Source organism: Psychrobacter sp. DAB_AL43B, from assembly GCF_900168255.1.
In the GTDB taxonomy this organism is placed as follows: domain Bacteria; phylum Pseudomonadota; class Gammaproteobacteria; order Pseudomonadales; family Moraxellaceae; genus Psychrobacter.
Map to the genome: position 1 here is coordinate 1,547,793 of NZ_LT799838.1, position 13,084 is coordinate 1,560,876.

11 protein-coding genes and 1 other RNA gene are annotated in these 13,084 nt (G+C 41.6%); 4 read left to right on the forward strand and 8 right to left on the reverse strand.

What is annotated here, in order from left to right; all coding sequences use genetic code 11:
* Positions 1-273 precede the first annotated feature (273 nt).
* On the forward strand, positions 274-2,151 hold the full coding sequence (locus tag DABAL43B_RS06840; protein WP_413771831.1) for a mechanosensitive ion channel family protein: 1,878 nt from the start codon (positions 274-276) through the stop codon (positions 2,149-2,151).
* A 4-nt stretch (positions 2,152-2,155) separates the two neighbouring features.
* On the opposite strand, the gene DABAL43B_RS06845 is transcribed toward DABAL43B_RS06840, so the two are convergent.
* The 6 genes from DABAL43B_RS06845 to DABAL43B_RS06870 all read right to left on the reverse strand — a co-directional run bounded on the left by DABAL43B_RS06845 (position 2,156) and on the right by DABAL43B_RS06870 (position 7,756).
* Entirely contained in the window at positions 2,156-2,833 is a 678-nt protein-coding gene (locus tag DABAL43B_RS06845; RefSeq protein WP_079691676.1) for a DNA-3-methyladenine glycosylase family protein, read from the reverse strand.
* Between the two features lie 197 nt (positions 2,834-3,030).
* The gene (locus DABAL43B_RS06850) at positions 3,031-3,762 is read right to left on the reverse strand and encodes a Smr/MutS family protein (protein WP_079691677.1); all 732 of its coding nucleotides are present in this window, start codon (positions 3,760-3,762) and stop codon (positions 3,031-3,033) included.
* Between the two features lie 141 nt (positions 3,763-3,903).
* On the reverse strand, positions 3,904-4,791 hold the full coding sequence (gene trpC / locus DABAL43B_RS06855) for an indole-3-glycerol phosphate synthase TrpC (protein ID WP_079691678.1): 888 nt from the start codon (positions 4,789-4,791) through the stop codon (positions 3,904-3,906).
* A 94-nt stretch (positions 4,792-4,885) separates the two neighbouring features.
* The gene (gene trpD, locus DABAL43B_RS06860; protein ID WP_079691679.1) at positions 4,886-6,022 is read right to left on the reverse strand and encodes an anthranilate phosphoribosyltransferase; all 1,137 of its coding nucleotides are present in this window, start codon (positions 6,020-6,022) and stop codon (positions 4,886-4,888) included.
* Positions 6,023-6,148: 126 nt separating this feature from the next.
* Positions 6,149-6,772, reverse strand: coding sequence for an anthranilate synthase component II (locus tag DABAL43B_RS06865; RefSeq protein WP_079691680.1), 624 nt, complete (start codon positions 6,770-6,772; stop codon positions 6,149-6,151).
* Between the two features lie 231 nt (positions 6,773-7,003).
* On the reverse strand, positions 7,004-7,756 hold the full coding sequence (locus DABAL43B_RS06870; protein ID WP_079690684.1) for an IS5 family transposase: 753 nt from the start codon (positions 7,754-7,756) through the stop codon (positions 7,004-7,006).
* A gap of 723 nt (positions 7,757-8,479) precedes the next feature.
* Here DABAL43B_RS06870 and glnA point away from each other — a divergent pair.
* A complete protein-coding gene (gene glnA, locus DABAL43B_RS06875) occupies positions 8,480-9,889 on the forward strand; it encodes a type I glutamate--ammonia ligase (protein ID WP_079691681.1) in 1,410 nt (469 codons plus the stop codon).
* Positions 9,890-10,151: 262 nt separating this feature from the next.
* Positions 10,152-10,904, forward strand: a complete 753-nt coding sequence (locus tag DABAL43B_RS06880) for a DUF4124 domain-containing protein (protein ID WP_227516753.1) — start codon at positions 10,152-10,154, stop codon at positions 10,902-10,904.
* 141 nt (positions 10,905-11,045) lie between these two features.
* Here DABAL43B_RS06880 and DABAL43B_RS06885 read toward each other — a convergent pair whose 3' ends face one another.
* Together DABAL43B_RS06885 and DABAL43B_RS06890 are read right to left on the reverse strand one after the other, a co-directional pair.
* Entirely contained in the window at positions 11,046-11,798 is a 753-nt protein-coding gene (locus DABAL43B_RS06885) for an IS5 family transposase (RefSeq protein WP_079691683.1), read from the reverse strand.
* A 112-nt stretch (positions 11,799-11,910) separates the two neighbouring features.
* Entirely contained in the window at positions 11,911-12,627 is a 717-nt protein-coding gene (locus DABAL43B_RS06890; protein ID WP_079691684.1) for an SIMPL domain-containing protein, read from the reverse strand.
* A gap of 320 nt (positions 12,628-12,947) precedes the next feature.
* On the opposite strand from DABAL43B_RS06890, the gene ffs reads away from it, so the two are divergent.
* Positions 12,948-13,044: signal recognition particle sRNA small type (gene ffs / locus DABAL43B_RS06895), an RNA gene on the forward strand.
* The last annotated feature ends 40 nt before the right edge of the window (positions 13,045-13,084 follow it).

Consider the following 13,084-nt stretch of genomic DNA (forward strand, 5'->3'; position numbering starts at 1 on the left):
TGTTGTTGACGAGTGATGATGGTTTTTATCATCAAGATTGCTATGTCGTTTATAAAAAGTGAAAGCGTCGTAGGCATAACACGTTTCGCCATAAAAACACGCAATCAAAAGCATTGCTGTCATAAATAATTGCTATTATAGTGGCAGATTTTATCTGTTTTTCGTTATGCCATTCATAAAGCTATGAGGTTTGTTTTGTCTATTAAGCGTAATCTGAGTACTAGTTCCTCGCAATCTCCATCTTCATTAATATTATTAACTAAGACACCGCTAATGGTGATCGCATTTCTTATCGTCATGATATTAAGTGTCATCACGCCACATAGTGCGCTGGCCGCTGAAGCGAGCATACTGGGTGTGGGTGGTACAAAAACGGAAGAAGGAGCTGATACATCGATACCGGATTCATTTGGACGTGATACGCCGCGTCATACTGTACAAGGGTTTCTCAATGCGCTGGGAGAAAACGATTATCTGCTGGCGAGTAATTATTTAAATTTATCTAAGTCTGATAATCCGACTACAATCGTGCGGCAGTTTAAACAAGCCCTTGATGCGGGTGGCCGTTTTCAGCCTGATTTGCAAATTAATAATACGCCTGAAGGCAATTTAACCGATCAGTTACCGCCAAGCCAAGAAAATGTGGGTGTCATCAACGTCAGTGATAAAAGTGTACCGCTGGTACTTGAAAGAGTGGTTTCTAAGCAAGGGGAACAATACTGGCAGTTTTCTACTGATACGCTCAGCTCAATACCAGAAGTCATAGAAAATTCTGAACCCACTTTAGTCTCTCGCTATACCATTGATTCTTTAGAAGGTAAAAAGCTATTCGGCTATCAGTTGGCTGACTTGGTAGCCGCTTTGGCGATGACTATCAGCAGTTTTTTATTCACTTATATTGCCGTATGGCTACTGTATCATTTGTTAAAACTCACTTATCCTCGTGTCCGTGGTGTACCACTGCCATTGCCAGATAGAGTCATATTGCCGTTGGCTGTGGTGATTATGGCACTGATTTTATCTGAGGTGATGGTTTACGCTGGCGTGTCAGTGACCTTGCGCGAGCCGGTCAACCGCTTCGCTGAGATTGCTTCGTGGGTAGCGATAACGTGGTTGTTATTACGCATTATCGATGCCTTATTTACCCGTGCAGTGAATTTAAGCTATAAGAAGAACTATACTGAACGGGTCTCAATTTTGGGACTGCTACGCAAAATCGTCAAAGCGCTGCTGTTGATATTTGCAGTCATCGTCACCTTCGGAAATTTGGGCTTTGATCTAACGACTGGTATTGCCGCATTAGGGGTAGGTGGTTTAGCGTTAGCATTAGGTGCGCAAAAGACCATCGAAAACTTAGTAGGCAGTGTCGTGGTGGTGGCCGATTCGCCCGTACGCATCGGCGACTATTGTAAATTTGGTACTTATGAGGGTACTGTCATCGATATTGGTATTCGTTCATCACGCGTGCGTACCTTGACCCGTACTATCGTCACCGTACCTAACGGTGATTTTTCTTCGATGCAAATTGAAAACTTTACCTCGCGTGATATGTTCCGCTTTTTACATCAGCTATATATCAAACGTACGGCTGATATCGACGTTGTTTTCCAAATGGTTAAGCACTTGGATAAGTTTTTGGATGAACACGAGTTGACCAACCAAGAATGGAATCAGGTCAATATTTTAGAGTTACGTCAAGATTGCTATATTATTCAATTACAAGCCTACGTCAATGCTAGCGGTATTATTGAATTCTACGACAAGCAAAACGTGTTATTCGTTGATCTGTTAATGCAAGTTAGAAAATATGATGTAGAGCATGCCTTGCCAACACAGCAGCTTATTGTCAAGCAACCAGAACTTCTGGCTCAATTAGAACATGAAGGCGAAAGTGAGGCAGCTGACAAGAAAGCTGATCAAAAAATTGCTGCTGCTGATAAGCCGCAAGCGGTTAATTTAAGCAAAGATGTGGATACTATTGATAATGAGCAGATAATAGAGAAACCCAAAGATACCTTAAAAAAGCACATGGTGGATAATAGATACAAACACATTCATAAAAATCGCGGTTATGCTTTAGCGAGATTAAAGTTCAAACAGGTAAAAAAGAGCTTTCGATTTCCTAAAGTCAAAAACCATGTAGTGAAATAGCCTATTATACTGGCAGAGCTTTTCTATTATTCAGCCAGCCATAATGTGACCATAGTAGTAAACTAGCAGCACTGCGATGTGGCGACCACTCTTTAGTTGCTGTCTCTAATTGCTTTGGCGTTGGGCGTTCTGCTAAGCCTAATAAATGCATCGCAGCGACTTTAATCGCTAAATCATCGACAGCGAGTACATCAGATCGCCCCAAAGAGAATAATAAATACATCTCGGCAGTCCAACGGCCAATGCCAACGACGGCAGTGAGTGTTTTAAGCACCTCGTTATCACTCATTGTGGTCAATGCTTCAAAATCGATATCATGCTCAACCAATGAGCGCGCATAACGAATTTTTTGTTTAGATAGACCTTGTGCTCGCAATATATCGTCTTCTACCTGAATAATCGTTTGCGGTGAGGTGAGGTTAGCGTCAAGCAGTTTTTTCCAAATGCTGGAAGCCGCCGCTACGGAGAGTTGTTGACCCACCATCGCTCTTAGTAGCTGCTCAAAGCCACCGGTATTACGTCGTAAGTCTGGTACGCCCACTTGATCGTAGATAGGAGCAAATCTTGGCTCAATAGCGATCAGTGCGTTGATGTGAAGCTTTAGCTGTTCAGTCGTTTCCGTTATTTCAACGGCGTCGATGTTTTCAGCGCTTTCAGTAGTCTCAATGATTTGTAAGCTCATGACAGACTTATCCTATATGGTTAAAGCTATTCAACATGAATGAAGCTATTTATAGTCGATTAACCATAAAATTCATACCAGCAGAATGTTATGACAATCGTACGTATTTTATTTTGAATTACTATAATATAGATTAAATACAGCTATAAAAAAGGACTGCACATATGCAGTCCTTTTTTGTTCCTAAACCAAAAAGCCTATTCGTCATCTGTTCTAGATTTTTTTAATAATACCAATACGGCGCCATTGCCACCGTCTTTTGGTGGGGCTGAGCAAAATGCCAATACTTCTGGCAATTGACGTAACCAACCATTGACGCAGGTTTTGAGAATCGCTTCACTACCTTTACCATGGACAATTTTTACCATAGTTTCGTTATTTTGCTTTGCTTGGCTGAGCAGTTGAGTCATTGCAACTCGCGCTTCTTCAATCGTACAGCCATGAATATCAACCGCATCATACCAACGTAATTTACCCTGTTTTAATTGGGTAAATACTTTGGTTTGTAGCGTTGGATTTTTATAAGATAAGTAGGCTTCACCAGCGACAGGATTAAGGAGCGCTTGCATGTCCGATAAGCCAGCACCTAAGTCTGCACCTTCACTACCTTGGGCGGCTGCACGCTTTGACAGCGTCGCTGCGTCAGGTTTTTTGGCTTTTGCTGCATTGGCCGGTGAGCGCACGTTTTTATCATCGAGCTGATTGACGCCATGCATCGCTTGCATAAACAATACTTTATCATCGTCGATATGCTCAGAGTCTAACTGTTTAACAGTCTTTTTGACTTGTTTTTGGGTCAATAGCGACACAGGCTCAGTTGGTTTTCCATTGTCGCCATCAGGTGAGGTGGTATCACGACCTTTGCTTAGTTGACCTTTAAGTTCTTTAAGTTGGTCTTGCATTTCTTTTGAAAACAGAGAGTTTGACATAATAATTAATGTATCGTTGGTTAGTGAGTGAATGTACTAATGATTGACCAAGTAATAAAGCCAATTAATAGAGTGATCAGTATCATGCTGGCTTTGTTTAAACCACCTAAGCTATTTGACTTTAAGCTGTTTTAACTTACTTTACGCCTGTGTTGCGACGCTCGCAAGTAAGGATTGTAATGCTTGTCCGGGATGATCAGTTTTCATGAACTGCTCACCAATTAAAAAGTGCTGAATATTATGGCTCAGCATTAAGCGAATATCGTCTGCACTATGGATGCCACTTTCGGTGACGATAAGTGGTCGCTGTAAGTTATCATTGGGATTAGCAGCCAGAGCATCATTACTAGCTAGCTCTCGTAATAGTGTATTCTTTAGATCAAGCGTTGTCTGCAAATCTACAGCAAAGGTATTTAAATCGCGATTATTGATACCATAGATATTGTGCTCTGAACGTGGCAATTGTAAAGCACGTTCAAGCTCGCCTGCTGTATGGACTTCAATCAATACGTCCATGCCTAACTCTATACTGAGTGCGTGTAACTCTTGTGTTTGCGCATCATCAAGGCACGCCATAATCAGCAATATACAATCGGCACCTAGCAAATAAGACTGATAAATCTGATAGATATCGACCATAAAATCTTTACGCAATATCGGCAGATCACAAGATTGGCGTGCTTGAGTTAAGTAGCTATCGTCACCTTGGAAATAATCGCGATCGGTCAACACTGACAGACAGCTAGCACCTGCTTGTTCATATTGCTTAGCAAATTCGGCCGGCGCAAAATTGTGATTAATAATACCTTTAGATGGTGACGCTTTTTTAATCTCAGCGATAATGCCAATATCAGCGGCTCGTAAAGCATTGGCAAAACCGCGACGAGGCTGTCTATCAGCAGCAACTTGTGATTTTAATTCCTCAAGCGATAACTCATTACGAGCAGTGGCAACTTCGTCGTGTTTGGTGGCGACGATACGCTGTAACACCGAAGGAATATCTGAGCGGGAGGTCGTATTAGTAATCATGGCGGTATCCAAATATGGTTAAATATAAATAAACAATCATAGCGTGAACTGTGTACTGATACATTTAAATTATCATCATAAAAAATAATAGTCGTTAATTTGCCGCTGCTAGTTGCTGCGTATAATTAGCCAACGCTTCAAGCTTAGTTAACGCATCACCATTTTGGATGACTTTTTGTGCTCGGCTTACACCATTTGAATAGTTGCTGGCAAGCCCTGCGGTATAGATTGCAGCACCTGCATTCAAGGCGATCATATCACGCGCTTTGAGCACGGCGCGGTCATTGGTATCTGACCCTGATAAAGCGGCACGAATCAGCTCTAGGCTTTGCTCTGGAGAATCGACATCCAAACCGATTAAGGTTTGTGATTCAACACCGGCATCTTCTGGCATCATCTCATAGACGGATATTTCTCCATCTTTTAGCTCAGCCACTGTGGTCGATGTCGCAAGGCTTATTTCATCCAAGCCATCTTTTGCACCGACGACCATCACATGGCGTGCGCCTAGATTTTTCATCACTTTTGCTAAAGGTTCACACAGCTGCGCGGTAAAGACGCCAATGACCAAGTTGGGCGTGCCAGCAGGGTTGGTGAGCGGGCCTAAAATATTAAAAATCGTCCGCGCTTTTAGCTCGCGGCGCACTGGATTGGCGTAACGCATCGCACTATGATGATTGGGCGCAAACAAAAAGCCAATACCTTGATTTTCGATACACTCTTGTGCTTGCTCAGGTGTCAAAGACAAGCTGATACCAGCCTGCTCAAGTAAATCTGAGCTACCAGACTTGCTAGAAACGCCGCGGTTACCATGCTTGGCCACTTGCGCACCTGCTGCAGCTGCAACCAAAGCCGCCGCTGTAGACACGTTAAATAAATTGGCCCCATCACCGCCTGTACCAACGATATCGACCAAATAATGACAGTTTTTCGGTACGATATTGGCCGCTAGAGTACGCATCGCACTAGCCGAGGCAGTAATCTCATCGATTGACTCACCTTTCATACGCAAACCGGTCAAAATAGCACCCATCATGGCATCGCTGCATCTACCTTGCATAATGATGAGCATCACTTGATACATCTCATCAAAAGTCAAATCAATATGCTGAAAAATTCTACCTAAGGCGCTAGTCAGTAGCTGATGGATACTCTCATCAGACAGATGACTGATATCTTCGGGATTCTGATTCAGAGTAGAAGATACATCCTGCATGATAGCAGTGGTCATAATATTCTCACTTATTATTATCTTTTATATTTTTGGTTTAAATAAATTGGTTAAACTAAACGTAGCAGCTCTTGCTATATCATTGGTTATAGACCGCTTGCTGATAAAAAGAGTATTGATACATAGCTAGCCCACTTGTGGCAACTCATCTGCGTTTACTACTGCTAAGTCATGCGCTTGCAAAAAGTTATTGAGCAACTGATAGCCCGCTTCGCTTAAAATAGACTCAGGATGGAACTGAACGCCTTCAATAGCAAATTTGTGATGGCGAATGCCCATAATTTCTTCAATACTACCATCGTCATGCTGTGTCCAAGCGGTGATTTCAAAGCAATCGGGTAGGCTTGATTTATCCACCACCAGCGAGTGATAGCGGGTGAATTGTGAAGGGTTAGGTAAGTTGGTAAAAGCACTTGTACCACTATGATAGACCGCAGATAAACGTCCATGCATAACTTCGCCAGCTTTGACGATCTTTCCTCCGAACGCCTGTCCGATAGCCTGATGACCCAAGCAAATACCTAATATTGGGATGATACCTTTAAAGGTATCGATGACCTCTAGTGAGATACCTGCACGGTCAGGGTCGCAGGGTCCAGGACCGATGACAATGATATCAGGTGCCAAGGCTTTAATCTCTTTGATACTGATCTGATCATTACGCCAAACGGTGATGTCCTGCTGCAATTCGCCGAAGTACTGTACAATATTGTACGTAAAGCTGTCGTAATTATCGATCATCAGAATCATTATGGCTTCAACTCATTGATTTGGTTTTGCTTTTAAGTACTGTGCAGTGCTTGGCTTATTTCTGTTGCTTTTCACTTATCTTAATTCATCAGGTTAACTGACTTTTATTACAGCAAATGCTCTTTTAGACGTCGTTATCTTACCACTATTTTGCAGTCTATCAAATGTAGCGCATCTGTATGCTGACGAGCGATAAATAAAAAGTATTTTTAATTATGGCGTGTTGAACATTCATAATTTCAACCAGAGATAAGCACAAGCAAGAGCCACCGTATTCTCATAACTTTGCTTGAGCTTATCAAATCTTGTGGCAACTGCTCTATAGTTTTTTAGTTTAGCGAAAGCGTTTTCTACTAAGTGGCGGACTTTGTACAAGTCCCAATCCATATGGTCGTTAGAGGACTTCGTGTTTCGTTTTCGAGGGATGTTATCACGCGTCCCTGCTTGTTTAATATGCGCCCGCAGTGCCTCAGAATCATAACCCTTATCGGCGCATACGGTCACTGTTGCGCTCAAATCTATGTTATCAATTAAGTCTGGTGCTATCTTCACATCATGAGTGGTGCCATCTGATAAGATAAAAGTGATTGGGTTACCATGAGCATCAACCGCTAAATGGATCTTAGTGGCACGTCCTGCCACACTTTTGCTAATACCTTGCAGGTTCTCATTACCACCACTGCTATGCTGATGCGCTTTAATATGAGTACCATCGATAAATACCCATTCGAGGTCTGAATCTTTGATTAATAAAGCGAACAACGCAATCAACTTATTACTGCGAAACCAGCGTTGATAAGCTTTGTAGATGGTATTAGGCTTACCAAAATTCTCGGGTAAGTCACGCCAAGGGCAACCAACGCGCATTCGATAAAGTATACCTTCAACTGTTTGTCTTAGATTTCCTTTGTCATAAATATTCAGTTCTAGTAAGATAGGTCTTAGTCTAGTCCAGTGTTCATCTTTGAGCATGGTACGAGGCATAGCGAACGTGATCTTTTGGTGTGAGAACTTAAAGATTAGACGTTCGCTATTTTTTTTGCCAACACTTTATCGCCAATGTTCAACACGCCCTATTAATTAGAGGTAGCAGTGCATAATCAAACGGGTTAAACGAAAATGTATTTTCTAAACACACCAAATTAATGCGCTATAAGGGTGCACAGGTAGTCAGTAAAAGCATTTATGTCGCACTTTTATAGTGCGTTTATTAGAATGTTAAATGCTTGATAGTTATCGATAGGCACAACCATAATATGACTATATTAATCTAAAATATTACTATATTTTCTATAAGTTATTATATTTATTGATAATAAATATAATGTTTAATGGTAGGTGGTCTCGGTATCTCGATAGATTGGCATAGCCGTTGCAGTTTTATTGTATAGCAATATATTATGTTGCTCAGCGGCAGAGGATTTTTACTAATAAGCATTTGAAGAGTTCAGCATTATGAGTCAGATGTTGTTAAAATAGCAGCTGCATTTATTTGGCCAATAAATATTCGCCGCTACTCATCAAGAAAAACACTGGTTCATAGCGCTAATAACAAGTATAAAGCTCAAAATATTATTGGATTTAACCATATTGTTTTTTAGAAACAGGTTTTACACTTTCTATCTATAACCGCTTTAAATTATCTATAACCGCTTTAAATCTTAACCTTTAACCTCAGTACCATGATAACCACAAGGGAAACTATCTATGTCAAATAAACTACTAGACCTTATCAAATCAGCCAATGCCAAATGGGTGGACTTTCGTTTCACCGATACTCGCGGTAAAGAGCATCATATGAGCTTCCCAGCTCATAGCGTTGATGAAGAATCGCTGGAAGATGGCAAAATGTTTGACGGCTCATCTATTGCTGGCTGGAAGGGTATTGAAGCATCAGATATGATTTTGCGTCCTGATCCAGAGACGGCGTTTATTGACCCGTTCTTTGATGCGGTCACTGTTGTCGTGACTTGTGACATCATTGAGCCATCAACGCTACAAGGCTATGATCGTGATCCACGCTCTATTGCTCGCCGTGCTGAAGAGTATCTGAAATCTACAGGTATCGGCGACACCGCTTATTTCGGTCCTGAGCCTGAGTTCTTCGTATTTGACGAAGTAAAATGGTCGATTAACATGTCTGGTGTGAGCCACGAAATTGTCGCTGAAGAAGCGGCATGGTCCACCAATAAAGATTACGAATGGGGCAATATGGGTCATCGTCCACGTGTCAAAGGTGCTTATGTACCAGTGCCACCAGTCGATAGCTCACAAGATATGCGTACCGTAATGTGTGAGCGCATAGAAGATATGATTGGTGAAGGCTGTATCGAAGTCCATCATCATGAAGTTGCCCCTTGCCAGTTAGAGATTGGCGTTGCATTCAATACTTTAGTTCGTAAAGCAGATGAAGTACAGCAGCTAAAGTATGCGGTACATAATGTCGCGCATCAATTCGGTAAAACAGCCACCTTTATGCCAAAGCCAGTCGTTGGTGATAATGGTTCTGGTATGCACGTGCATATCTCAATCTCAAAAGACGGCGTCAATACTTTTTCAGGCGATGAATATGCGGGTCTGTCTGAGTCTGCGCTATATTTCATCGGTGGTATCATTAAGCATGCACGCGCGCTAAATGCAATTACCAACCCATCGACCAACAGCTATAAGCGCCTAGTGCCGCATTATGAAGCGCCAATTAAGCTTGCGTACTCTGCATCTAACCGCTCAGCATCTATCCGTATTCCACACGTCAGTAGTCCAAAAGCGGTACGCGTTGAAGCGCGTTTCCCTGATCCAGCAGCCAATCCGTATTTAGCCTTTGCTGCATTACTCATGGCGGGTCTTGACGGTATTCAAAACAAAATGCATCCAGGTGAAGCCGCTGATAAGAACTTATATGACTTGCCACCGGAAGAAGAAGCACTCATCCCAACAGTTGCTGAAAACTTAGAAGTGGCGCTACAAGCGTTAAAAGAAGACCACGAGTTCTTATTAAAAGGTGATGTCTTCACCAAAGAGATGTTAGAAGCTTACATTGCGCTTAAACAAGAAGAAGTACAGCGCGTTAATATTACTGTGCATCCAGTCGAGTTTGACTTGTACTATAGCTGCTAATCTGTAGTTAATACGTTCCATTGTTTTGAATAATAAAAGCCAGCTAAATTCATTTAGCTGGCTTTTTCAATATCTATCATATAACCGAGCTGCAAAGTATTTTGAGTATTTAGCCATTTAAATAATGTAACAGACGCTAGTGTTATTACCTTAAAAATAACCCATAATAGTATTATGATATTTATTAAACACGCGCACTTATTTATTAGGTTGACTGACTATGCACTCACTCTCGAAACATTCACGACTAATTCAGACCGCCATGACCATACGCAGCCATACAAAAAATAAGATATTATTAACTGGCTTGCTAATTTGCACAGCCAGTCTCTACGCGCCGATGGCAAATGCCGCTGCTATTTATAAAATTGTCGATGAAAAGACGGGTCAAGTCACCTTTACCGATCGTCCGCAGAACTATGAACAGCAAGCTGGTAAGCAGATTACTGAAACCCATATTACTACTGATTCCAATAGTAGCTCTAGTAATGTGTCTACAGCAGCGAATCAAACCACCAGTACAGCACCACCGACGACAGTCGCTACCAAAGCGCCGCGTGTAAATTATCAATTATCCATGATTGAGCCTAGCGAAGAACGTGCTTATCGTCGCCCTGCACAAAGTATCGTGGTTACTCTGCAAATTAAACCTGCACTACAAGCAGGTGATAGTGTCAGCATTACACTTGATGGTAATGAAGTCGCTCAAGGTTTGAGTACATCGATTTCAACTGTTGATATTCTACCGGGTTCTCATGTTATCAATGCTGTGATTAAAAACGCGAAAGGGCAGACGCTAAAACAAATCTCACGTACTGTCTATGTGATTCAAAATACACAGACGTTGCAAAACAATAAGAAAATCGCCCAGCAGCTTTTGGCTTATCAGCGTCTACCATGGTATCAAAAAGTGCTATTAAAAATGCGTCAAGATGGCAAACAACCTAATATGCAATCGTTTACCAAACCAATAGCGGATAAACCAATGACTCTTGAGCAGCCAGTGATAAAATAACTCGCAGTAAATAATGCTAAGTATTGAGTGATCTTAAATAGGTTTAAATCATCAGGCTAAAGCTATCTATATAAAATAAGGGCAGTCACTGGATTCAGCGGCTGCCCTTATTTTTAGAAACTATTAGGGCGTGTTGAACATTCACAATTTCAACCAGAGATAAGCACAAGCAAGCGCCACCGTATTCTCATAACTTTGCTTGAGCTTATCAAATCTTGTGGCAACTGCTCTATAGTTTTTTAGTTTAGCGAAAGCGTTTTCTACTAAGTGGCGGACTTTGTACAAGTCCCAATCCATATGGTCGTTAGAGGACTTCGTGTTTCGTTTTCGAGGGATGTTATCACGCGTCCCTGCTTGTTTAATATGCGCCCGCAGTGCCTCAGAATCATAACCCTTATCGGCGCATACGGTCACTGTTGCGCTCAAATCTATGTTATCAATTAAGTCTGGTGCTATCTTCACATCATGAGTGGTGCCATCTGATAAGATAAAAGTGATTGGGTTACCATGAGCATCAACCGCTAAATGGATCTTAGTGGCACGTCCTGCCACACTTTTGCTAATACCTTGCAGGTTCTCATTACCACCACTGCTATGCTGATGCGCTTTAATATGAGTACCATCGATAAAGACCCATTCGAGGTCTGAATCTTTGATTAATAAAGCGAACAACGCAATCAACTTATTACTGCGAAACCAGCGTTGATAAGCTTTGTAGATGGTATTAGGCTTACCAAAATTCTCGGGTAAGTCACGCCAAGGACAATCAACGCGCATTCGATAAAGTATACCTTCAACTGTTTGTCTTAGATTTCCTTTGTCATAAATATTCAGTTCTAGTAAGATAGGTCTTAGTCTAGTCCAGTGTTCATCTTTGAGCATGGTACGAGGCATAGCGAACGCGATCTTTTGGTGTGAGAACTTAAAGATTAGACGTTCGCTATTTTTTTTGCCAACACTTTATCGCCAATGTTCAACACGCCCTAATGATATTAATCTTTTTAACTTATTTGGTTAACTCAATCGTGCCATTAGCAGTCACTGAAATCGTACTATTACCAGATTCAAAGTTTTGGCTTGGTACTGCCGCATCGGCCGATTCAGCTTTCATGCTCATCGCGTTATACATAGGGCGTGGATAGTTGCTGCCAGTGTTTAGGTTAACGTTGACGACACGATAGCTGCGCGCATCCCATGCCCGAGTCATATTTTTAGCTTGTTGCTGAAAGGCGCGTGAAGCATCAGTCATCAGTTTTTGCTCTAACGCATTCTTTTTGATATCTGAAACCCCGAAGCTGAGGTTTTCCATGACCAAGGTTTCTTGCAAATCAGCAATCAGCTGACTGGTTGCGGTAAAGTCGGTACTTTTTAGATCTATATTCGCCTGTCCTGTCCAACCGATGATTTTGTTATTCTTATCATAGCGTGGGTAGGTACGCTGTTGTCCCGTGCTAACGGTGACAGTCGGGTAGCGTTTAGCAATTTTTAAGGCATTATTAATTGAAGTGTTTAGTGTGGTTGCCAATGCTTTGGCATCGGTTGCCTGTGCTTTTTTATATAAGCTGGCAGTGACCTCATCGTTTTGAATCTCTTCTTTGACTTCTGCTTGGAAAGTAAGCTGGTCATAGCCCGTTGGTTCTGCATGAGCACTGCCCATCATGACGGTTAATAGACAAGCGGTGCCAGTGGCGAGAGCGGCTTTATTGATTAGAGTGGTTTTCATGGTAATCTCCGAAATAAAATTGATATTAATATTGATTATGTTCAACTAAAAATTATTTTCTGTATTAAAAGCGATGGTACTAGAGGTTATAGACGCGCATTTTATTTATTAGAAGATGTTTAGTGCTTTTAGCTTCATTAGCTAAAATAGCAAAATTCAGATGAGTTGCTGTGAGAATTTTGTCACTTACGGTTACGGGCTGTGTGTTACGGAGTAGGTTGCTGGCTAGATTACGAGGTTCTTTATCATATAAACCAATCTGTTTGACGATTGGGGTTGTAATAATGAAAAATTCTTGTATAATCTGCAACTGGTGGCTCCATTGGTAGCCTCGCAACATTGTTCTATGAATCCCGCCAGGACCGGAAGGTAGCAACGGTAATAGTTATAATGTGTGCCGAGGATGTGCTTTTGGAGTCGCTTTTTTTTGCCCAAAATTTGATGATGGCATTAAAAA